Below are 21,751 nucleotides of genomic sequence, written 5' to 3'. Positions count from 1 at the left end.
GATCCGCAATCGATTCCCTCCTCGACCGAGACCCATCAACGCTGCGTGGCGATACGATCACTCCTCATGTCCGGAGCCCCCGCAGCAGTCGAGATGACCACCCAGCCCCGCCCCGTGTACGTGATCGGAGCGGGTCCCGGCGGTCTCGCCGTGGCCGCCGCGCTGCGCGCCCGCGGGGTCCGCGCGGTGGTCGTGGAGAAGTCCGACGCGGTCGGCGCGTCCTGGCGCCGCCACTACGACCGGCTCCACCTGCACACCACGCGCCGGCTCTCCGCCCTCCCGGGCCTTGCCGTGCCGCGCCGCTTCGGACGCTGGGTCTCCCGCGACGACCTCGTGCGGTACCTGGAGAAGTACGCCGAGTTCCACGAGCTGGAGCTCGTCACCGGTGTCGAGGTGACCCGGGTCGAGCCCACCGCCGACGGCGGCTGGACCCTGCACGCCAGCGGCGGGCGGGTGCTGACGGCCGGGGCCGTCGTCGTCGCCACCGGGTTCAACCACACCCCCGCCGTGCCCGGCTGGCCGGGCCGCGAGGCGTACCCGGGGCGGTTGCTGCACGCCGCCGAGTACCGCGACGCGAAGCCGTACGCGGGCCAGGACGTGCTGGTCGTCGGCGCGGGCAACACCGGGGCCGAGATAGCCGTCGACCTCGTCGAGGGCGGCGCGGCGCGGGTCCGCCTCGCCGTGCGCACCGCCCCGCACATCGTGCGCCGCTCCACCGCGGGCTGGCCGGCCCAGCGGACCGGGATCCTGGTGCGGCGGCTGCCCGTACGGCTCGTGGACCGGCTGGGGGCGCTCGTCGCGAAGGCCTCGGTCCCGGACCTGTCGGCGTACGGGCTCCCGCGCCCGGAGACCGGCCTGTACAGCCGGGTCGAGCAGGGGGCCATCCCGGTGCAGGACGTCGGCCTGATCGATGCGGTCCGCGGCGGCCGGGTCGAACCGGTCGCGGCCGTCGCGTCCTTCGAGGGCGCCGAGGTGGTGCTCGCGGACGGCTCGCGGATCACCCCGGACGCGGTGATCGCGGCCACCGGGTACCGGCGCGGCCTGGAGGGCCTGGTCGGTGACCTCGGCGTACTCGACGAGCGCGGGCGGCCCCGTACGCACGGCGCGCGGACCCCCGCGCAGGCTCCGGGCCTGTACTTCACGGGCTTCACCAACCCCATCAGCGGGATGCTGCGGGAGCTGGCGCGGGACGCCGAGAAGATCGCCGCGGCCGTGTCCCGCCGGCTGCGCACGCTGGCCTGAACGGCGCTCTGGACCCGCCCGGACGGAATCTGACACCGTTCGTCACATCTCCTCCACCAGCTTTCCTGCGCAGCCCTGTTCCTGACGGCACGTCAGTTCAGTAATCTGACTGCACGTCAGTTATTGAGGTTCCATCGATGTTCATCGAGCAGGAGCGGGCGGAACGATGCTTGGATCTACTCACGGCACCCTCACCACCGACTTCCGCGCACGCGTCGAGGCCTGCGGGGAGACCCCCAGGACGGCCGTCCACTCGACGGCGGCGTCCACCGAGGACGTGGTCCCGCTCGACGTCAGCGGACGGCCCCTGCACTCCGATGTGCCCGACCTGGACCGGTTCTTCCGGCCCGAATCGGTCGCCGTCATCGGCGCCTCCGACGCCGAAGGCAGGCCGAACACGGGCATCACCCGCCAGCTCATCGCCTGGGCCGAGCGCGTCGGCGCCCGGATCCACCCGGTGCACCCGACCCGCGAGGCCGTCTTCGGCCTGCCCTGCGCACCCAGCGTCGCGGACCTGCCCGAACAGGTGGACCTCGCCGTCCTGCTGGTCGCCGACCCGCTCCCCGTCATCGAGGAACTGGCCGAGACCAAGGTGAAGTTCGCCGTCGCCTTCGCCTCCGGCTTCGCCGAGACCGGCGACGCGGGGGCCGCCGCCCAGGCCCGGCTGGGGGCCGCCGTCCAGCGCTCGGGCCTGCGCCTCCTCGGCCCCAACACCAACCTCAACGCCTTCGAGGAGTTCCGCGACGACCTCGACGGCCCGGCGATCGCCCTGATCACGCAGTCCGGCCACCAGGGACGCCCGGTCTACACCCTCCAGGAGCTCGGCATCCGCCTCTCCCACTGGGCGCCCACCGGCAACGAGGCCGACCTGGAGACCTCCGACTTCATCTCCTACTTCGCCGAGCAGCCCGAGGTCGGGGCCATCGCCTGCTACGTCGAAGGCCTCAAGGACGGCCGCTCCTTCCTGCTCGCCGCCGACCGCGCGGCGCGGGCCGGGGTCCCCGTCGTCGCCGTCAAGGTCGGCCGCACCGAGACCGGCGCCCGGATGGCCGCCTCCCACACCGGCAAGCTGACCGGCGCCGACACCGTCGTGGACGCCGCCATGCGGCAGTTCGGCGTCATCCGCGTAGACGGGCTCGACGAACTCCAGGACACCGCCGCCCTGCTCGCCCGGGCCCGCAAGCCGAAGGCCGAGGGGGTCGTCGTCTACTCCATCTCCGGCGGCACCGGCGCCCACTTCTCCGACCTGGCCACCGAGGCGGGCCTCACCCTGCCCACCCTCTCCGAGGCCAAGCAGCAGGAACTCCACCAGTGGATCCCCGACTACCTCAACGTCGCCAACCCCGTCGACAACGGCGGCCACCCGGTGGGCGACTGGCGCGGCCGGAAGATCATCGACGCGATCCTCGCCGACCCGTCCGTCGGCGTCCTGATCTGCCCGATCACCGGCCCCTTCCCCCCGATGAGCGACAAGCTCGCCCAGGACCTGGTGGACGCCGCCGAGGCCACGGACAAACTGATCTGTGTGATCTGGGGCTCCCCGGTCGGCACGGAGGACGCGTACCGCACCACGCTCCTGGGCTCCTCCCGCGTGGCCACCTTCCGTACCTTCGGCAACTGCATCACCGCCGTCCGCGCCTACCTCGGCCACCACCGCTTCACCGCCGGCTACCGCTCCCCCTTCGACGAAGCCCCCCGCACGCCCTCCCCCTCGTACCGCAAGGCCCAGGCCCTGATGCGCCCCGGTCAGCAGCTCAGCGAGCACGCGGCCAAGCAACTCCTGCGCGCCTACGGCATCCGCGTCCCCCGCGAGCAGCTCGTCACCAGCGCGGCGGCCGCGGTCCGCGCGGCGGGCCTGGTCGGCTACCCCGTGGTCATGAAGGCCTCGGGCCCGCAGCTCGGCCACAAGACGGAACTGGGCCTGGTCAAGATCGGCCTGACGTCCGCGAGCCAGATACGCGACGCCTACCGCGAGCTCACCGACATAGCCCGCTACGAGAACATCCCGCTCGACGGGATCCTGGTCTGCCAGATGGTCGAGCGCGGTGTGGAGATGGTCGTCGGCGTCACCCAGGACGACCTGTTCGGCCCGACGGTGACGGTGGGCCTCGGCGGTGTCCTGGTCGAGGTCCTGCACGACGCGGCGGTCCGCGTGCCGCCGTTCGGCGAGGACCAGGCCCGGGCGATGCTCACGGAACTGCGCGGCCACCCCCTGCTGGAGGGCGTACGCGGCGCACCCCCGGCCGACGTCGACGCCCTGGTCGAGGTGATCCTGCGGGTCCAGCGGATGGCGCTGGAACTGGGGGACGAACTCTCCGAACTGGACATCAACCCCCTGATGGTCCTCCCCCGCGGCCAGGGCGCGGTGGCCCTGGACGCGCTGGCCATCTGCCACTGACGCTGCGCCGGCCCCGCCCTCCCCACGCCGCGGCCGCGCCGCCGCCGTCAGGGGCTCCGCCCCCGAACCCCCGCGCCTCAAACGCCGACGGGGCTGGATCTTGAGGCCCGGGGACCTTTCAGCCTCGCCGGCGTTTGAGGCGCGGGGTCCGGGGCGGAGCCCCGGGGAACGGAGGAAGGGCGGGGCGGGGACCAGCTCCGCGCAGCGGCACCCCACCCGCACCCACCCACCGGGCCCGCACCCGCTCACCAGCCCCGCAGCCCAGCCCCCCCAGCCCCACGCCCACTCAAAAACACGGCCACGCCCCACCCCAGCCACCCCCCGAAGGGGAGCAACCCATGACCGCCCCCACCCACCGGCCCGACATCCTGCACCGCACGGAGAACGCCGTCTCCTGGATCACCCTCAACCGCCCCGAGGCGATGAACGCCGTCACCTGGGACCAACGCGAACGCGTCATCGCGCTGCTCGCCGAAGCCTCCGCCGACCCGGCGGTCCGCGCCGTCGTCGTCACCGCCACCGGCAAGGGCTTCTGCGCGGGCGCCGACCTGCGCGGCGCCCCCGCCACGGGCGAGCGGGTCGCGGGCGACGTGGCCCGCATGATCCGGCTCGGCGCGCAGCGCCTGATCACGGCGGTGCTCGACTGCGAGAAGCCGGTCCTCGCCGCCGTCAACGGCACGGCCGCCGGCATCGGCGCCCACCTGGCCCTCGCCTGCGACCTGGTCATCGCCGCCGAACCGGCCCGGTTCATCGAGGTGTTCGTACGCCGTGGCCTGGTGCCGGACGGCGGCGGCGCCTACCTGCTCCCCCGCCTGATCGGCCCGCAGAAGGCCAAGGAGCTGATGTTCTTCGGCGACGCCGTCCCGGCGGCCGAGGCCGAACGCCTGGGCCTGGTGAACAAGGTCGTCCCGGCCGAGGAACTGGAGGCCGCCGCCCGGGACTGGGCGGAGCGCCTCGCCCAGGGCCCGACCCGCGCCCTGGCCCTGGCGAAGCAGCTGGTCAACGCCTCGCTCGACGGGGACCGGTCGGCCGCCCTGGCCGCCGAGGCCACCGCCCAGGAGATCAACATGACCACGGCCGACGCGAACGAGGGCGTGGCCAGCTTCGTGGAGCGCCGCACGCCCAAGTACCTCGGCCGCTGACCGTCGGGGGCCCGGCCCGGACTGACCCGACCCGGCCCGGGCGGCACACCCGGCCCCACCGGGTTCCAAGAAGGCCCAGACCGCCGGACCACCCCCTACATCCGGGGGTCGGGCTTCAGCAGCGCGAACACCGCGCCGGCCGGGTCCGCCAGCCACGCGATCCGCCCGACCTCCGGCACGTCCGCCCCCGGCATGAGCACCGACCCGCCGTTCCGCTGGGCGGCGGCGGTGGTGGCGTCGACGTCGGGCACGTTGAAGTACGGCACCCAGCGGGCCTCCTCACCCGCGCCCTCGCCCAGCGGTGCGACCCCGCCGAAGGAGCCGTCCTCCTGGTCCCCGTCGGCGATGCTCAGCACGCGGTAGGTCATCCCGGGCGCCTGCATCTCGGCGTGGCGCCAGCCGAACACCCCCCGGTAGAAGGCGATGTCCGCGACAGGGTCGGGTACGTGGAGTTCCGCCCACACCAGCGTGTTGTCGGCGGAGGCCAGTTGCAGTCCGCCCGTCCCGGCGGGCTGCCAGCTCGCGAACTCGGCGCCCTGCGGGTCGGTGTACTGGGCCAGCCAGCCCTCGCCCATGACGTCCATGGGCTCCATGCGGACCGCCCCGCCGCCCGCCCTGACGGCTTCGGTGGTGGCCTGGATGTCGGGGCTCATGAAGTGGACCATCCAGGCGGACTTCGCACCCTCCTCGGTGAGCCGGCCGAGGGCGGCGACGGTCTTCCCCTGGAGCTGGAAGAAGCCGTACCCGTCCGCCTCGGGTCCGGCCGAGACGAACTCCCAGCCGAAGAGGGCCCCGTAGAACCGCGCGGCGGTGTCCGTGTCGGGGCTGCCGAGGTCGAGCCAGTTGGGTGATCCGGTACGGAAGTCGGTGCCGAGCATGGGGTCCTCCGGGGGCTTCGGTGGTGCGGCGGTGCGGTCGCTGGCCACGATGCCGAGCCCCCGGCGGCCGGTGGGCCGACCGGTCCCGGGCGGGTCGGGGATTCACCCGTGTGGCGGCAGGGGCGGGCCCGGCGGGAACGAGCAGGTCCGCACCCCCACCGGCCGGTACGGGTCCGGCCCGGCACCCGCACCGCCCGGCACCCGCACCGCCCGACGCCCGTACTTCCCAGCGCCCCGTACCGCCGCCCGGCGTCCGCAGCCCTTCCTATCTGACGCACCGTCAGGTTCAATCGTCTGTGTGATGGGACACGCAGGGATGGCGGCCACCGTCGTCCGATACCTCAGATCAGTCGGCTCGCCCACCTCCGCCGCGCCGGAGCCGGAGGCGGTCGAGGCCCTGCCCCGCCCCGACCTGCGGGCCGTCGGCGAGGACGAGCGCGCACCGGTCGGCGCCGCCGAATTCCGGGCCGTCCTCGGGAACTTCGCCAGCGGGATCACCGTCATCACCGCGCCGCCCGGCGAGGGCGAGGACGGCCCGGCCGGCTTCGCCTGCCAGTCCTTCGCCTCGCTGTCCCTGGACCCGCCGCTGGTCACCTTCATGGTGGCCCGTACGTCGACCACCTGGCCGCGGATCGCCCGCGCCGGGGTGTTCTGCGTCAACATCCTCGGCGCCGAACAGGGCGGGCTGTGCCGGTCCTTCGCCGTCAGCGGCGCGGACAAGTTTGCCGGGGTCACCCACCGCCCGGCCCCCGTCACCGGGTCGCCGCAGCTCGACGCCGTGCCCGCCTGGATCGACTGCCGGATCCACGCGGTCCACACCGGCGGGGACCACCTCATCGTGGTGGGCCGGGTCGAGGCCATGGGCGCGGCCGGCGAGGGCGAGCCGCTCCTCTTCCACAAGGGCCGCTTCGGCCGCTTCACCGACTGACGCGCCGGCCCAGCAGCCGGGACTGCTCGGCCTTCAGCCGGACGAACGCCTCCCGCGCGTAGTCCTCCAGCTCCCGGCCCGGGTAGGGGCCCAGCCCCCAGCTCTCCTCGTGGTCGCCCTCCGCCCACCGCCCGAGGGTGATCTCGTACCCCGCGACGTGCGCGCAGAGGCGGAGCAGCACCTGCGGCACCTCCTCCTCGACGAGCAGGTCCGCCTTGCGGACCACCACGTCGCGCATGGCCCGGGTGTTCGGCACGAACACGGCCGTGGCCCAGGCCCGCCAGTGCGCGAGCTCCTCCTCGGTGGCCGTCACCCCGGGGCTGAACGGGTCACTGCCGTCGGGCCGGGCAAAGGCGCGCTGAAACGCCTCGAACGTACGGCTGTTGGTCTCCGTCAGTGCGAACAGCGGACCGTAGAAATCGCTCAACTGCTGGCTGACACGGGCCAGTCGGGCCTGCCGCTGGGCCAGGCGCAGCCCGTTCACATAGGTCGCCAGGTAGCCCGCGAAGGCCAGGACGACGGTCACGATCACTGTGGTCACTGAGGCCATGAGGCGTGATCGTAGGCCACGTGGTCGGATCGTCCTACGGTCGCACCGCCCCGTGCGCGGAGGGCCCCGCCGCATCGGCGGGGCCCTCGTCCGGCCGTCAGAAGGTCAGTACCCCCCGCGCCACCCGCCCGTGGTGGGCGTCGTCGGCGGCCTTGGCGAAGTCCTCCACCGGGTAGACCTCGGTGACCAGTTCGTCCAGCAGCAGCCGGCCCTGCCGGTAGAGCTCCGCGTACAGGGCGATGTCCCGCTGCGGGCGCGAGGACCCGTACCGGCAGCCCATGATCGTCTTGTCCAGGTACAGGGAGGAGACGAGGAAGGAGGCCTCCTCCTTGAAGCCGGGCACGCCGAGCAGGACCGCCTGCCCGTGCCGGTCCAGCAGGTCGATGGCCTGCCGGATCAGCTTGACGCTGCCCACGCACTCGAAGGCGTGGTCGGCGCCCGTCGGCAGGATCTCGCGGACGGCCGCCGGGGAGTCCGCGACGGCGGAGGCGTCGATGAAGTGCGTGGCGCCGAACTGCCGGGCCACCGCCTCCTTCGCCGGGTTCGCGTCGACCGCCACGATGGTCGAGGCGCCCGCGATCCGGGCCCCCTGGAGCACGTTCAGCCCGATCCCGCCGGTGCCGATGACGACCACGGACTCGCCGCGGTCGACCTTCGCCCGGTTCAGGACCGCCCCCACCCCGGTCAGCACCCCGCAGCCGATCAGCGCCGCCGAGGTGAAGGGGATGTCCTCGGAGATCTTCACCGCCTGCACGGCCTTGACGATCGTGCGTTCCGCGAAGGCGGAGTTGGAGGCGAACTGGAAGAGCGGCTTCCCGCCCCGCGAGAACGGCTGCGCGGGCATCCCGATCGCCTTGCGGCACATCGTCGGCCGACCCCGGTCGCAGTCGGCGCACGCCCCGCAGTTGGCGAGGGTGGACAGGGACACGTGGTCCCCGGGCGCCACGTGCGTCACGCCCGCCCCGATGGCCTCGACCACCCCCGCACCCTCGTGCCCCAGCACCACCGGCGGCGGGAACGGAATCGTCCCGTCGATCACCGACAGGTCGCTGTGGCACAGCCCGGCCGCCGCTACCGCGACCAGCACCTCCCCCGGCCCCGGGTCCCGGATCTCCAGGTCGTCGACCACCTGGGCCTGCTTGCCGTCGAACACGACGCCTCTCACCTGGACTCCTTAGGCAGGCCGAGCACGCGCTCGGCGATGATGTTGCGCTGGATCTCGTCCGAGCCGCCGTAGATGGTGTCGGCGCGGGTGAACAGGAACAGGCGCTGCTCCTCGTCGAGTCCGAGCTCGTACGGGAGGTCCGCGGACCGGTCGGCCGGCCCGGCCGTCGCCGCCGCCCCGCGGACCTCCACCGCCAGCTCGCCGAGCCGCCGGTGCCAGCCGCCCCACAGCAGCTTCGCGACGCTCGGCGCGCCCGGACCGCCTTCGGCGCCGAGGGTGCGCAGGGCGTTCCACCGCATGGTGCGCAGTTCGGCCCACTGCCGTACGAGGCGCTCGCGCAGCACCGGGTCGGGAGCGCCCGTAGCCGCGTACGCCGCCAGGACGCGGTCCAGTTCGGCCGCGAACCCGATCTGCTGGACCAGCGTCGAGACCCCCCGCTCCAGGGCGAGCAGCCCCATGGCCACGGTCCAGCCATCGCCCTCGCCCCCGACGGCCTCCGCCGCCACCGCCCCGTCGAAGAACACCTCGTTGAACTCCGAGGTGCCCGACATCTGCCGGATGGGCCGGACCTCGATGCGGCCCGGCTGGTCCATCGCCACGAGCAGGAAGGTCAGCCCCCGGTGGCGCCGGGAGCCCGGCTCGGTGCGGGCCAGTACGAAGCACCAGTCGGCGTCCTGGGCCAGGGAGGTCCAGATCTTCTGCCCGGTGACCCGGAACAGCCCGTCGGCCGGGTCCCGTACGGCCGCGGTACGGATGCCCGCGAGGTCGGAACCCGCGCCCGGCTCGCTGTAGCCCTGGCACCACAGCTCCTCGCCCCGCGCGATCCCGGGCAGGAAGCGGTCCTGCTGCTCCCGGCTGCCGTACGCGACCAGGGTCGGCGCGAGGAGGTTCTCGCCGATGTGGCCGACCCGGCCGGGCGCGCGCAGCGCCGCGTACTCCTCGGCCCACACCACCTGCCCGGTCAGGGACAGCCGCTGCTGCCCGTACGCGTCGGCCGGGACCTCCCAGCCCTGCCCGATCCAGCCGCCGCGGCCCAGCTCGCGCTCCCACGCGCGCCGCTCGGCCACCCCCTCGTGCTCGCTGCCCGGCCCGCCGAGGCCGACGGCCCGCGCGTACGGGCCCACGAGGTGCTCCGTGAGCCACGCGCGGGCCCGGCCGCGCAGCTCCTCGTCCTCGGCCCCGAAGCTGAAGTCCATGCCGCTCCCCCTGCTGCCGTGTCCTACGCGTTGCTGCCGTGTCCTACGCGTTGGGGCGGTCCTTGGCGGCCGCCGCCTTGGCCATGGCCTCCAGCTGCGCCAGCATCGGCATCGGGTCGGTGCCGACCGTCCCGGGCAGGAAGTCGGCGATCTTCTCCGGCGTCCAGGAGCCTTCGGCGTACCCGGCGCGCAGCTCGCGCGGCTGGGCCCAGACGGCGATCTTCGGTCCGGCGATCGTGTAGACCTGCCCGGTGATCTTCTCGCCGCCGACGGCCACGGCCTTGTCGCTGAGCAGGTAGGTCACCAGCGCCGCGACGTCCTCGGGCTCGCCGATCTCCTTGAGCTCCATGGGTACGTTCGCGGACATGCGGGTACGGGCGACCGGCGCGACGGCGTTGGCCGTGACCCCGTACTTGGCCAGGCCGAGCGCGGCGGACCGGACCAGGGAGATGATCCCGCCCTTGGCGGCGCTGTAGTTGGCCTGTGCGACCGAGCCCTGGTGGTTGCCGCTGGTGAAGCCGATCAGTGTGCCGCCGCCCTGGCGGCGCATGACGGCGGAGGCGGCGCGGAAGACGGTGAAGGTGCCCTTGAGGTGGGTGGCGACGACGGGGTCCCACTCCTCCTCGGACATGTTGAAGAGCATCCGCTCGCGCAGGATGCCGGCCACGCACACGACGCCGTCGATGCGCCCGTAGCGGGCGAGCGCCGTGTCGACGATGCGCTGGCCGCCCGCCATGGTGGAGATGTCGTCGGCGACGGCCACGGCCTCGCCGCCGGCCGCCTGGATCTCCTTCACCACGCCGTCGGCGATCTCGCTCGTCGGCTCGCCGCCCTCGATGCCCACCCCGTAGTCGTTGACGACGACCTTGGCGCCCTCGGCGGCCGCGGCGAGTGCCACGGCCCGCCCGATGCCCCGGCCGGCGCCGGTGACGGCGACGACCTTGCCTGCCAAGAAGTTCCCCACGTCCGGCCCCTTCCCGCGTTTTCTGACGGACCGTTAGATTCTATGACCAGTCAGATGCACTCGCACAAGCCCTAGTTGCGGTCCGCCTTCCCGAGGAGCTGATGGAGCCATGGCCCTGCCCGACGAGTTCCACGACATCGCCAAGCGCGTCAACAACTGGGGCCGCTGGGGCGCCGACGACGAGATCGGCACGCTGAACCTGATCACCGACGAGGTCGTACGGGAGGCCGCGCGGGAGGTCCGTACCGGCCGCCGGATCCCCCTCGCCCTCCCCCTGAAGGAGGACGGCGTCCAGGCCGGCCTGATCCCCGGCCGGATCAACCCGCTGCACACGATGGTGCAGATCAACCAGGAGCTCTTCGGCCCGGGCACGGTGGCGTGCAGCGACGACGCCGTGACCATGGGCCTCCAGTCGGGCACCCACTGGGACGCGCTCACGCACGTCTCGCACTCGGGGAAGATCTACAACGGCCGCCCGGCCTCCTCGATCACCGCGCACTCCCGGGCCGAGTACAGCGGCATCGAGAAGGCCGGCCACATCGTCTCGCGCGGGGTGCTGCTCGACGTGGCGCGCGCCAAGGGCCTGGACCGGCTGGCGGGCGGCCACGCGGTGACCCCGGAAGACCTCGCCGAGGCCGAGGAGTTCGGCGGGGTGACGGTCCGGCCCGGCGACATCGTCCTCGTCCGCACGGGCCAGGTCCAGGTCTACCTGGCGGGCGACAAGCACGGGTACGGCTTCCCCTCCCCCGGCCTGTCCGTCCGCACCCCGCAGTGGTTCCACGCCCGGGACGTCGCGGCGGTCGCCAACGACACCCTCACCTTCGAGATCTTCCCGCCGGAGATCGAGAACCTGTGGCTGCCGGTGCACGCGCTCGACCTGGTCGAGATGGGCATGCACCAGGGCCAGAACTGGAACCTCGAAAAGTTGTCCACAGCCTGTGCAGAAGAGCGCCGCTACTCCTTTATGCTCTCCGCGATGCCCGAACCCTTCGTCGGCGCCGTCGGTACCCCGGTGGCCCCGGTGGCCGTCCTCTGACAGGTCCTGCGACCCGTCCTCTGCCCCGTCCTGCGACCCGTCCGCGGGGCGGCCCGGAGCGGGGTGCGGGGCGGGTGCGGCGTGGGATGCGGGGCGGGGTCGGGACCGGGATCGGACGGCGGCAAGGGCCGGATCCGGGCTGTCACAGGGCCGTGGAACCATGAGGTGTGCATGACGCGTCACTGTCGGCGCGCCACACCCCCGTCCCCACCCACCCTCACCGCTCTCACCCCAGGAGAACCGCATGGCCAACCCCTACCAGGTCACGCCGCCCCAGCCGCCCCAGCCCCCCAGACGCCGCTCGGGCGGTGCCCTGGCCGCCGTCCTGACCGTCGTCATCGGCGCCGGCGCCCTCTACGGCGTCTCCCAGTGGATCGGCGACAAGGCCTCCTCCACCGCCTCGCCCTCCGCCTCCTCCTCCACCCCGATATCCCCCTCCGCCAAGCCCTCGAAGGACCCCGGCAACCCCGAGTCCTCCTCCGACACCTCCAGTTCGTGGAAGGTCGGCGACTGCGGCGGCCCGGACCCGGACAACAAGCCCGACGGCTACCGCCCGCAGAAGTGCTCGGCCTCCGGCGCCACCTTCAAGGCCATCGACATCAAGGACGCCAGCATCCTCCCCGGGTCGATCCAGTGCCCGCCCGGCACCGACCTCATGATCGAGGTCAGCATCTCGTACAGCGGCGGCAAGGCCAGCGGAATCCCCACCAACACCGTCTGCGGCCGCAACCTGACCGGCGACCACCCCGGTGACGCGGGCGCCGGCGGCGGGCAGCTGGTCCAGGGCGACTGCGTGACCGACCAGGCTCAGGAAGTCCCCTGCGCCACGGGCGGTTCGGGCAAGTCCAAGGTGCTCGGCCTCGTCAAGACGAAGGGCGAGTGCCCGTCCGGCACCACCGAGCCCATGCAGCTGACCATGTCCGTCGGCCGCCCGTACGACGTCATCTGCACCGGCAAGGCGTAACCCGGCCGCCCCGGGCCCGCCGCCACGGGCCCCGGGCCGCCGCTTCGCACCACTGACCGAATTTGCACGCCCAAAGTTCGGGCTGTCCTCAGACCCCTCTACCCTGACCAAGATCATGGGGGTGGGGATGTGAGCAGTACCAGTGGCAAAGACCTGGAGATGGATCCGGTCGCGGTCAGGAACATCACGAACGGTCTGCGGGCTGCGATCGGTGAGTTGCGCGAGTTCGGTGCGGCGGGACCGGCGTCCATGGGCGGGGGGTTCAAGGGCCTGGCGATGACCGGTATGGAGGCCGGGCATCCGCAGGTCACGGACGTCTTCCAGGAGTTGTGCACGCGCTGGGAGTGGGGCGTACGGGGGCTCGTCCTGAGTGCCAGCAGCCTGGCGAGTGACCTGGGGATCTCGGCGGGCATGGTCTGGGAGGAGGACCAGTACCGGGAGGGCACCTTCAAGGTCGCGGTCAACTCCGTGGTCGGGAACCCGCACGCGGACGAGGACGAGACCGAGCGGAAGTCCTGGGACGAGATCAAGACCCCGTTCCGTCAGGAGACCCCGGAAGAGGCCCAGAAGGCCCGCGACGACTTCCAGCAGAGCTGGAACCAGGCCAAACAGGACGCGATGACCAAGGGCTTCACCGGCCAGGTGGTGGAGCGCGTGGCCGAGCACACCGGCGTGGACCGCGAGGCCCTCGACCAGGCGCGCAACCGTGCGATCGACGGTGATCGCTGATGGGGCGCGACCTGGACGGCTGGCTCGACCGCGGCGCCGAACTCATCGGCGACGGCGTCGAGTGGGCCGGCGACAAAGCGGCCGACAAGTTGGAAAAGATGGGCTGGCGTGACGGCGCCAACGCCGTCCGCGGCGGGGCGAACTCGGTCGCCAACCGGCTCGGCGCCGAGGTCGGCGAGGTCGAACTGGGCGAGAGCGACGATCCGAAGAAGCTGATCCACGGCAGCGCCTCCAAGCTCCGCGCGACGGCCTCCCACCTGAGCGACTTCCAGGCCGCCTTCGACCTGACCGGCGAAGGCCTCAAGGGCCTGGACGAGGACGGCATCCAGGGCGCGTCGGCCGAGGCCTTCCGCACGAAGGCCCAGAAGCAGCCCCCGAAGTGGTTCGCGGCCGCGGATGCCTTCGAGACCGCGGCCGGCGCGCTGAATCGTTTCGCCGACACGGTGGAGTGGGCGCAGGGCCGCGCCCAGGAGGCCCTGGACGAGTACAAGACCGCGGTGAAGACTTCGGTGGCCGCGCACGACGCGTACAACAAGTGGGTCGACTCGTACAACGCGGCGGTCCGCGCGAAGCAGGACCCGCTGCCGGCCCGCCCCATGGGCTTCACCGACCCCGGCACGGAGGGCATCAAGGCGGCGCGCGAGAAGCTGGCCGAGGCCCGCCACCAGCGTGACGAGGCAGCCCGGTCGGTGGTCAAGACACTGGAAACCGCCCGGGACGCGGCGCCTCCGATGCCGTCCACGGCCATGCAGCTGGCGTCCGAGACGTTCCGTATGGGTATCGACCTCCAGCACGTGGGCGGAGGCGTGGTCAAGGGCGCGGCGGGCGCGATCAGCTTCATCCGCGCGGTCGACCCCGACGACCCGTACAACCGCATGCATCCGACCGAGTACAAGATGCGGCTCAGTGGCCTGGGCGTCGGTCTCATGACGATGGTGAACGACCCGGCCACGGCGGGGTCGCGGATGTACGAGCAGTTCATGAAGGACCCCGGCGAGGGCGTCGGCAAGTTCATCTTCGAAGCCGCCGGGACGAAGGGCGTAGGCGCGGGAGCAAGCGCGATCAGAAAGGGCGCCAGCCTCGGCCGCCTCGCGAACGGCGAACTGCCGGAGCCGCACTCGCCCGATGCCCCCGACCACCAGCCCTCGGCCCGGGAGAACCACGACGAGGACACAGCGGGCAACTCCCGTGATCAGGACTGCAAGACATGCGTCGATGACCCGGTGGACGTCGCGACCGGCCGCATGCTCCTGCCCCAGACCGACCTCGTCCTGCCGGGCTCGCTCCCGCTGACATTCAGCCGGACTTTCGAATCCTCGTACCGTTCGGGCCGCTGGTTCGGCCCCACCTGGGCCTCCACCGTCGACCAGCGACTCGAGATCGACGCGCAGGGCGTCATCCTCGTCCAGCCCGACGGCAGCCTGCTGGAGTACCCGCATCCCGAACCGGCCGGCGAATCGGTTCTGCCCACCCTGGGCCGGCGCCTGCCCATGACACGCGACGCCGACGGCTGGTACACCGTCACCGACCCGGAAACGGGCCATGTCCGTCACTTCTCGGAGGACGGCCTCCTCGCACAGATCGACGACCGTACGGGTGCCTGGATCGCCTTCTCCTACGACGAAACGACCGGCGCCCCGCTCACGATCACCCACAGCGGGGGCTACGAGGTACGCCTCGCCTCCTCGGAGGGCCGAATAACCGGCCTCTCCCTCGCCGACGGCACCCAGGTCCTCCGCTACGGCTACACGGACGGCCACCTCACCGAAGTCACCAACTCCTCCGGCCTCCCCTTGCGCTTCGACTACGACGCACTGGGCCGGATCACCTCCTGGACCGACACCAACGACCGCCGCTTCGACTACGTCTACGACGCCCAGCACCGCTGCATCGCCCAGGCCAGCCCGAACGGCCACCTGAACGTCCGCTTCACCTACGAGGACGGCGTCACCACCCGCACCGACTCCCTCGGCCACCGCACGCAGTACGTGATCAACGACCGCGCGCAGCTCGTCGCCGAGATCGACCCCACCGGCGCCGCGACCCACTTCACCCACGATGCCTACAACCGTCTGCTGACCCGCACCGACGCACTCGGCCACACGACCCGCTTCGCCTACGACGAGCAGGGCCGCCTCACCACCGTGGTCCGACCCGACGGACGCGAGATCCGGGCCGAGTACAACGCGCTGGGCCTGCCGGTCCAGGTGATCCAGCCCGATGGCCGGGTGTTCCGTACGACCTACGACACCCAGGGCAACCGCACCTCGGCCACCTCACCGGCCGGCACCACGACCCGCTTCACCTACGACACCCGCAGCCACCTGTCCTCGGTGACGAACGCGCTCGGCCACACGACCACGGTCCGCTGCGACCCCGCAGGACTGGTCATGGAGGCCGTCGACCCCCTGGGCACGACGACCCGCTACACCCGCGACACCTTCGGCCGCCCGACCACCGTCACCGACCCCCTCGGGCACTCCACCCGCCTCACCTGGAGCGTCGAAGGCCGTCTCCTGCAACGGGCCAACCCCGACGGCAGCACCGAGTCCTGGACGTACGACGGCGAGGGAAACTGCCTGACCCACACCGACGCGGTGGGCGGGGTGACGGTGTCCGAGTACGGCGACTTCGACCTCCTCACCGCCCGCACCGGCCCGGACGGCGTCCGCTACTCCTTCGACCACGACACCGAACTACGCCTCACCCGGGTCACCAACCCCCAGGGCCTGACCTGGACCTACGCCTACGACCCGGTCGGCCGCCTCGCCACCGAGACCGACTTCGACGACCGCACCCTGACGTACGCGTACGACGCCGCGGGCCGCCTGGCTTCCCGTACGAACGCCACCGGCGCCACGACCACCTACGCGCACGACTCCCTCTCCCAGCTCCTCCGCAAGGGAACAGCGGACGGCATCACCTCGTACGAGTACGACGTCTTCGGCGAACTGGCCCGAGCCGTCTCCCCGGACGGCACGGTGCTGTCCCTGCTCCGAGACGAATCCGGCCGCCTCGTCTCGGAAACGACGGACGACCGCACCGTCTCGTACACCCACGACGCGCTGGGCCGTCGCACCGGCCGCACGACGCCCACAGGGGCCCACTCCGAGTGGACGTACGACCCGGCCGGCCGCCGCACCCAGCTCACCACCTCCGGGCGAACGATCACCTTCGAACGCGACGCCGCCGGCCGCGAACTCACCCGCACCATAGGCCCGGACCTCACCCTCCTTCAGGGGTACGACCCCCTCGGCCGCCTCACCGACCAGCACCTCGTCGGCCAGGACGGCCGCACCCTCCAGCGCCGCGGATACAGCTACCGCGCCGACGGCTCCCTCACCGGAATCGACGACGCCCTCGCAGGTCCGAGCACCTTCACCCTGGACGCGGCGGCCCGCGTCACCGCCGTCGACGCCGCGAACTGGTCCGAGCGCTACGCCTACGACGAGGCCGGCAACCAGACCACCGCCTCCTGGCCGACCCACCACCCGGGCGCCGAGGCCCAAGGCGCCCGCACCTACTCCGGCACCCGCATCACCCGCGCAGGCTCGATCCGCTACGAACACGACGCCCTCGGCCGGGTCGTCCTCCGCCAGAAAACCCGCCTCTCCCGCAAGCCGGACACCTGGCGCTACACCTGGGACGCCGAAGACCGCATGGCTTCGGTAACCACCCCCGACGGCACCGTCTGGCGCTACCGCTACGACGCCCTGTCCCGCCGAACAGCCAAACAACGCCTCACCCCGACCGGCGAGGTGGCGGAAGAGGTCCTCTTCACCTGGGACGGCACGAACCTCTGCGAAGAGACCACGGGCCGGGTCACCCTCACCTGGACCCACGACGGCCTGCACCCCCTCACCCAGGCCGAACGCATCCTGGGCACCACCGACGACCGCTTCTTCGCCATCGTCACGGACCTCATCGGCACCCCGAAGGAACTGATCGACGAATCAGGCGACATCGCCTGGCGCGCCCGCTCCACCCTCTGGGGCTCCACCGCGTGGACCCGCAACGCCACCGCCTACACGCCCCTACGCTTCCCGGGCCAGTACTTCGACCCCGAGTCCGGCCTCCACCACAACTACTTCCGCACGTACGACCCCGAAACCGCCCGCTACCTCACCCCAGACCCCCTCGGACTAGCCCCTGCCCCGAACCCGGCCACGTACGTCTCAAACCCCCACACCTGGTCGGACCCCCTGGGGCTGGCGCCGGAAGGCTGCCCGGACCACGAGTTCCACACGGTGCAGGGGGCTGAGGACGCCGCACGGCTCCGAAATGGCGGCGAACCATGGCCGGATGATGAACTTCGCGGGCAGTACGGGCATGGCGTCTACGCCTGGTCAAGCCTCGACGAAGCCGAGAGGTATCTGGCCGTGCGTGCCGCCCAGCTCCCTGGCCACGGCCTGGCAGTTGTATCCTTCAGAGTTTCAGCAGATGACTTCCTCAGTTTCAATAAGGCCGACATGACATCCATGACACCGGACGAGGCAGAGAAATTCATGGATGCCCACAGCAGAATTTATGGAGATGGACTGCCACACGATTACGACTACATCAAGGGCATGCCGCAAAAATACGGTAGCGAGAATTTCTTCGACAGACGCATATTCCACATGCTGAAATTCTAAGGAGAGGTGATCATGGATTACAAATACAGGTTCATGAGGGGCGGATTCGGCCTCGCCGCCAACATTTCGGCACACACGGAAGAATGCGAATACGCACCATCAAACACCATCCAAATAAACCAGGGCCTGCACTTGCGACTTCCGGTAGACCACATCCACTGGAAGGACGCCGCGTGGCTCTCGTTCGGATTGTCACTGCACTCCGCCAACCTATCCCGCAATGACGGAAGCCACCTCCTCGTCGCCATCGATTCCTTCACCTATCCCGGCGCCGACTATCAGGCGGAAGTGGCAGCCCTGGCAATCGACGGGTGGGTTCACCAGAATCTGAGCATTCCTCCCTGCGGAGTCTCGGTGAGCTACGAGCGGCCGCGCCGGAGGTTCTGCTTCGACTGGGGGCCTGACGTGGTTCCGTTCTGCGACGCTCTTCCAGGCTGAACTGCCAGTCGCCTCGGCGTGGGTTTGGGCTCACGGGCCAGCCCGAACGAGTCAGCACGGGGGCAAGGTGGGGCGGTCGGCCATGGAAGCATGTCGAGATACGGAATCGAGAGCCTCAACAGGAATCTCACATCGCTGCCGCCTCGGGAGGCGGTAATTCGGCACATGATGGGACTCTTCTAGTCAACCTGGGGAGTTTGGCTTTGGCAAGCGAAAGACGTGCGGAAATGGATTCCCTGCTGGCCCGTGAAGCATTCGGCCCGCTGGGGGGACTCGTAGAAATCGGGGCGGCTACAGAGGGTGGACTACATCAGCACCTTCGGGACGTTTCCGTGTCCGCTTTCATCGGGCGGCATCGCAACGACCTGGACCAGATCCTGTCAGCAGTGCAATGCATCGGCGGTTTCACTGCGGAGATCATGGCGATCTTCGACACGCTTGGCTGGAGCGAGGAGCACGAGATCACCTCAGCGTCACTGCTGATGTGGTCCGGAGGCATCGACGCATATTCGGCTGACCTCGAGCGCCCGTCCACGATGCGCCGGATGCTGCGCACGGGTGCCGATCTGCAACTGACTCAGTTCATGCACGCACTGGTAGGCATCGCCACGGAGCGCGCAAGCAGTGTTGAGTCTGCTTCACAGGCCATCATTACGGCAACAAGCGCGGCTGCACAATTGGCCGGACATCGTAACGAAAACACACTTTTGATGATCTTCCGAATGTGGCGAGTCCGATTCCTTCCTGGGCTCCTGACGCCCTCGGCGGTGGCGCCCGCAGCGAACAAAGAGAAGCTGAGGGAATACGCCCACACGCTGGAGAGAATGATCGACAAGGAGTAGGCCTGAATGTCGACGCAAGGCCGACGCCGATCCCTCATGAAGGCCGAAATGAACAAGGAACGTGAACGCAAGCGCACCCTCGAAGAGCTCGAAGGGCAGCAATGGCCTCAGCCACCGGCTGGGTCGACGGGGTTGGTCAAGACCGTCCACAGATTGCGGCAGCGCCCCGTCGGGGAGCTGACCGCATACGAGCTGGTGCGGCTTGTCGGGCAGGATGCCGGTCTCCGCTGGACGCTGCCACTGGCTCTTGAAATTCTCCGCGACACGACCCCGGAGCAGAGCACAGGGGGCTTCTATGACGATGACCTGCTGTCGGCGGTGCTCACCCGAAAGGCAGTGGTCTGGGCCGCACACCGGGACCTGGTGGGAGAGATGCGGGAAATCCTCGATCTGCTCACCGATCTCTCCCCATGCATCGAACGCGATGTGGAAAAGTTCCTGCAGGCTTCCGAAGGGATCGGTTGACGTCAGGGAACCCGCGCCGGCGCCATGCCCATCGGGCGAAGGGGCAGCGGGGCACGCCGAGCCACTCGGCAGGAAAGGGCTACGTCCGCTACGTCCCGTGCACCGAGCTCGACTTGTCGCCGGGGCCGAATGAGCGAACGCACCGCGCCCGCCGACGGCGGCGCAGTGGAAGAAGCATGCGGGTGGCGGCGGCGCGCGTGCACGCCCCGAGCGCGGCACGGCAGCCGCCACCCCGCGACCCGCACTCGTCAAGGCGTGTCCTTGGCGTCCCCTCGCGTCGAATCGCTCCACACCAGGGTGATCAAGATGTGACGGAACGTCAACACCTCGTTAGAGGTACACGTGCGGTTCCCGCATCGAGGAGTGAATTTCCGACGGCCCGCCCGAGGCGCAGTCGCCCGCCGCCTTCTCCGCGCGGTCGACCTCGCACCAGATCCGTTTGCCCGCGCCCTCGTGCTGCCAGCCCCAGCGGTCCGCCAGGCCGTCCACCAGTTCAAGGCCGCGGCCGCCCGTGTCATCGCCGGCGGCCTGGCGGCGGGCCGGCGCTCGGTCACTCGCGTCGGCCACCTCGACCCGTACGCCCGGCTCACCGAACAGCATCCGCAGTACCGCCGGACACCCCGTGTGCACGACCGCGTTCGTGACCAGCTCGGAGATCAGCAGGATCAGCGTCTCGGCGAGCGGTTCGTCGTCCCCTATGCCGGACCCCGCCAGCCGGGACCGCGCCCACCGGCGGGCCCGGCCGACCTCGGCGGGGTCCGGACCTACTTCCAGCTGAACCTGAAGCACCTGCACCGCTCACACCATCCGAACCGGCGGACACTTCGCCTCGCGACGAGATGGGATCACCCAGTGTGATCCCCTTGCGGAGCAGCATGGTTGACATACAGTCACGACAACAAGCGCTTCGGGCATATTCCCGCGCGAAGGACTGGGCGTGGTGCATACTGTGCGACGCCTGCGCCGCTCAACCGCTCGCATTCGTGGGAGCGTACCGGAGCAGGCACCCGGCTCCGGTCCGTAAGCGGGCGGACGAAGGACACAAACCGATATCAACTCTCCGTAATCGGACATGCGTCCCGCGTCGTTCCCCCCGCACCTCCTCCTGTGCTCCTCCGTCACAGCGCGCTATGACCCAGAGCCCTCCGAGCCCCCAGAGCCCGCCAAGCCCCCCGCCTCCGCCGCCCCCAGCAGTTCCGCCGCCAGCAGCTCCTCCGCCTCCGCCCCGGTCCGCCACTGCTCGGCCCGCACCCAGGCCCGCTTGAGGTGCAGGTGCACATCGGCCTCCCAGGTAAAGCCCATGCCGCCGTGCACCTGGAGGCAGTCCCGGGCGTTGCGCACCGCCGCCTCGTCCGCCAGCAGCTTCGCCCCCGCCGCCTCGACCGCGTCGCCCGTCACCGCCGCCGCGTAGACCGCCGTACGGGCCACCTCCGCGCGGACCAGCATCCCGGCGCACAGGTGCTTGACCGCCTGGAACGCCCCGATCGGCTGCCCGAACTGCTCGCGCCCGGACGCGTACCCCACCGCCAGCTCCACCGTGCGCAGCGCGCTGCCGAGCTGGAGCGCGGCCGTCAGCAGCGCCCCGGTCTCCCGGTACGCCGCGCAGCCCGCGCCCCCGTCCCCGGCCCCGTACGCGTCCCCGCCCCCGTACGAGGACACCCGGTGCAGCGGTGTCAGCGGGTCCGCCGAGCGCACCGGTTCCCCGTCCGGGACCCCAGCGGCCCCGGGCACCCCGCCGGCCCCGGGCACCCCGCCGGCCCCGGGCACCCCGCCGGCCCCGAGGACCGCGTCCGCCTCCCCCAGGTACGCCACCAGCGGGCCCCCGAGGTCGAAGGCCGTCACCACGGCGGTCCCCTCCGCGGCCCCCGGCACCACCCCGGCGGCCAGGTGCGTGGCGACCAGCGGCCCCGGCAGCAGCGCCCGGCCGGCCTCCTCGAAGACGAGCACCGCCTCGGGGAGGCCGAGCCCCACGCCCCCGGCGGACTCGGGCAGCCGCAGCGCGAAGAAGCCCGCCTCGCCCAGCTCCCGCCACAGGGCGCGGTCGACCACGGCACCGGTGCCCACCGACCCCCTGTCCACCGCCTCCCGCAGGGCCGCGCGCCCGTACCGGCCCGCCAGCAGGTCCCGTACGCCCGCCCGCAGGGCCCGCTGGTCCTCCGTCGGCTGGAAGTGCATGGCCC

Annotated in this window: 18 protein-coding genes; 11 read left to right on the top strand and 7 right to left on the bottom strand. The window is 71.3% G+C overall.

The annotated features are described in order from the left end of the window. The first annotated feature begins 66 nt into the window (after positions 1–66). The 3 genes from OG447_RS09735 (at position 67) to OG447_RS09725 (ending at position 4,782) form a co-directional block, all read left to right on the top strand. Complete coding sequence (locus OG447_RS09735) at positions 67–1,242, top strand: NAD(P)/FAD-dependent oxidoreductase (protein WP_266936080.1); 1,176 nt, start codon at positions 67–69, stop codon at positions 1,240–1,242. 166 nt (positions 1,243–1,408) lie between these two features. After that, positions 1,409–3,640, top strand: coding sequence for an acetate--CoA ligase family protein (locus OG447_RS09730; RefSeq protein ID WP_266936079.1), 2,232 nt, complete (start codon positions 1,409–1,411; stop codon positions 3,638–3,640). Between the two features lie 338 nt (positions 3,641–3,978). After that, the gene (locus tag OG447_RS09725; protein ID WP_266936078.1) at positions 3,979–4,782 is read left to right on the top strand and encodes an enoyl-CoA hydratase/isomerase family protein; all 804 of its coding nucleotides are present in this window, start codon (positions 3,979–3,981) and stop codon (positions 4,780–4,782) included. A gap of 95 nt (positions 4,783–4,877) precedes the next feature. Here OG447_RS09725 and OG447_RS09720 read toward each other — a convergent pair whose 3' ends face one another. Further along, positions 4,878–5,660 carry a VOC family protein gene (locus OG447_RS09720; protein WP_266938814.1) on the bottom strand — a complete coding sequence of 261 codons (783 nt, stop codon included), beginning with the start codon at positions 5,658–5,660 and terminating at the stop codon, positions 4,878–4,880. A 316-nt stretch (positions 5,661–5,976) separates the two neighbouring features. Here OG447_RS09720 and OG447_RS09715 point away from each other — a divergent pair, with 316 nt between their 5' ends. Further along, positions 5,977–6,588, top strand: coding sequence for a flavin reductase family protein (locus tag OG447_RS09715; RefSeq protein WP_266938813.1), 612 nt, complete (start codon positions 5,977–5,979; stop codon positions 6,586–6,588). Here the strand turns inward: OG447_RS09715 and OG447_RS09710 are convergent. The 4 genes from OG447_RS09710 to OG447_RS09695 form a co-directional block, all read right to left on the bottom strand. Beyond that, on the bottom strand, positions 6,578–7,129 hold the full coding sequence (locus OG447_RS09710; RefSeq protein WP_266938812.1) for a hypothetical protein: 552 nt from the start codon (positions 7,127–7,129) through the stop codon (positions 6,578–6,580). The two genes, OG447_RS09715 and OG447_RS09710, sit on opposite strands and share 11 nt — an antisense overlap. A 106-nt stretch (positions 7,130–7,235) precedes the next feature. After that, entirely contained in the window at positions 7,236–8,303 is a 1,068-nt protein-coding gene (locus OG447_RS09705; RefSeq protein WP_266936077.1) for a Zn-dependent alcohol dehydrogenase, read from the bottom strand. After that, positions 8,300–9,499 (bottom strand): acyl-CoA dehydrogenase family protein, encoded by a 1,200-nt coding sequence (locus tag OG447_RS09700; protein ID WP_266936076.1) that lies wholly within the window; start codon positions 9,497–9,499, stop codon positions 8,300–8,302. Before OG447_RS09700 ends, OG447_RS09705 begins: the two co-directional genes overlap by 4 nt. 43 nt (positions 9,500–9,542) lie before the next feature. Then, complete coding sequence (locus OG447_RS09695) at positions 9,543–10,463, bottom strand: SDR family NAD(P)-dependent oxidoreductase (RefSeq protein WP_266936075.1); 921 nt, start codon at positions 10,461–10,463, stop codon at positions 9,543–9,545. A 109-nt stretch (positions 10,464–10,572) separates the two neighbouring features. Between OG447_RS09695 and OG447_RS09690 the strand changes: the two genes are divergently transcribed. The 7 genes from OG447_RS09690 (at position 10,573) to OG447_RS09660 (ending at position 19,571) form a co-directional block, all read left to right on the top strand. Further along, positions 10,573–11,499 carry a cyclase family protein gene (locus tag OG447_RS09690; RefSeq protein WP_266936074.1) on the top strand — a complete coding sequence of 309 codons (927 nt, stop codon included), beginning with the start codon at positions 10,573–10,575 and terminating at the stop codon, positions 11,497–11,499. Positions 11,500–11,743: 244 nt separating this feature from the next. Further along, the gene (locus OG447_RS09685; RefSeq protein WP_266936073.1) at positions 11,744–12,463 is read left to right on the top strand and encodes a hypothetical protein; all 720 of its coding nucleotides are present in this window, start codon (positions 11,744–11,746) and stop codon (positions 12,461–12,463) included. 129 nt (positions 12,464–12,592) lie between these two features. Then, entirely contained in the window at positions 12,593–13,192 is a 600-nt protein-coding gene (locus tag OG447_RS09680; protein ID WP_266936072.1) for a hypothetical protein, read from the top strand. After that, the gene (locus OG447_RS09675) at positions 13,192–17,826 is read left to right on the top strand and encodes a putative T7SS-secreted protein (RefSeq protein ID WP_266936071.1); all 4,635 of its coding nucleotides are present in this window, start codon (positions 13,192–13,194) and stop codon (positions 17,824–17,826) included. Before OG447_RS09680 ends, OG447_RS09675 begins: the two co-directional genes overlap by 1 nt. A 12-nt stretch (positions 17,827–17,838) precedes the next feature. Beyond that, positions 17,839–18,264: a hypothetical protein gene (locus tag OG447_RS09670; protein ID WP_266936070.1), complete on the top strand. Its 426-nt coding sequence runs from the start codon at positions 17,839–17,841 to the stop codon at positions 18,262–18,264. Between the two features lie 332 nt (positions 18,265–18,596). After that, a complete protein-coding gene (locus OG447_RS09665) occupies positions 18,597–19,106 on the top strand; it encodes a hypothetical protein (protein ID WP_266936069.1) in 510 nt (169 codons plus the stop codon). A 6-nt stretch (positions 19,107–19,112) separates the two neighbouring features. Continuing rightward, positions 19,113–19,571, top strand: a complete 459-nt coding sequence (locus OG447_RS09660; RefSeq protein ID WP_266936068.1) for a contact-dependent growth inhibition system immunity protein — start codon at positions 19,113–19,115, stop codon at positions 19,569–19,571. 330 nt (positions 19,572–19,901) lie between these two features. Here the strand turns inward: OG447_RS09660 and OG447_RS09655 are convergent, their stop codons facing one another. Both OG447_RS09655 and OG447_RS09650 read right to left on the bottom strand, forming a co-directional pair. Continuing rightward, the gene (locus tag OG447_RS09655; RefSeq protein ID WP_266936067.1) at positions 19,902–20,366 is read right to left on the bottom strand and encodes an ATP-binding protein; all 465 of its coding nucleotides are present in this window, start codon (positions 20,364–20,366) and stop codon (positions 19,902–19,904) included. A gap of 333 nt (positions 20,367–20,699) precedes the next feature. Then, positions 20,700–21,746 (bottom strand): acyl-CoA dehydrogenase, encoded by a 1,047-nt coding sequence (locus OG447_RS09650; protein ID WP_266936066.1) that lies wholly within the window; start codon positions 21,744–21,746, stop codon positions 20,700–20,702. Between the last annotated feature and the right edge of the window lie 5 nt (positions 21,747–21,751).

The organism is Streptomyces sp. NBC_01408, from assembly GCF_026340255.1.
GTDB lineage: Bacteria > Actinomycetota > Actinomycetes > Streptomycetales > Streptomycetaceae > Streptomyces.
This window is presented reverse-complemented; position numbering and strand designations above follow the sequence as displayed.

Excerpts from the sequence above, each read along its gene's own strand:
- OG447_RS09735 (WP_266936080.1), top strand. The coding sequence starts at position 67 with ATGTCCGGAGCCCCCGCAGCAGTCGAGATGACCACCCAGCCCCGCCCC.
- OG447_RS09690 (WP_266936074.1), top strand. The coding sequence starts at position 10,573 with ATGGCCCTGCCCGACGAGTTCCACGACATCGCCAAGCGCGTCAACAAC.
- OG447_RS09725 (WP_266936078.1), top strand. The coding sequence starts at position 3,979 with ATGACCGCCCCCACCCACCGGCCCGACATCCTGCACCGCACGGAGAAC.
- OG447_RS09715 (WP_266938813.1), top strand. The coding sequence starts at position 5,977 with ATGGCGGCCACCGTCGTCCGATACCTCAGATCAGTCGGCTCGCCCACC.
- OG447_RS09670 (WP_266936070.1), top strand. The coding sequence starts at position 17,839 with ATGGATTACAAATACAGGTTCATGAGGGGCGGATTCGGCCTCGCCGCC.
- OG447_RS09700 (WP_266936076.1), bottom strand. The coding sequence starts at position 9,499 with ATGGACTTCAGCTTCGGGGCCGAGGACGAGGAGCTGCGCGGCCGGGCC.
- OG447_RS09685 (WP_266936073.1), top strand. The coding sequence starts at position 11,744 with ATGGCCAACCCCTACCAGGTCACGCCGCCCCAGCCGCCCCAGCCCCCC.
- OG447_RS09730 (WP_266936079.1), top strand. The coding sequence starts at position 1,409 with ATGCTTGGATCTACTCACGGCACCCTCACCACCGACTTCCGCGCACGC.
- OG447_RS09660 (WP_266936068.1), top strand. The coding sequence starts at position 19,113 with ATGTCGACGCAAGGCCGACGCCGATCCCTCATGAAGGCCGAAATGAAC.
- OG447_RS09675 (WP_266936071.1), top strand. The coding sequence starts at position 13,192 with ATGGGGCGCGACCTGGACGGCTGGCTCGACCGCGGCGCCGAACTCATC.
- OG447_RS09650 (WP_266936066.1), bottom strand. The coding sequence starts at position 21,746 with ATGCACTTCCAGCCGACGGAGGACCAGCGGGCCCTGCGGGCGGGCGTA.
- OG447_RS09720 (WP_266938814.1), bottom strand. The coding sequence starts at position 5,660 with ATGCTCGGCACCGACTTCCGTACCGGATCACCCAACTGGCTCGACCTC.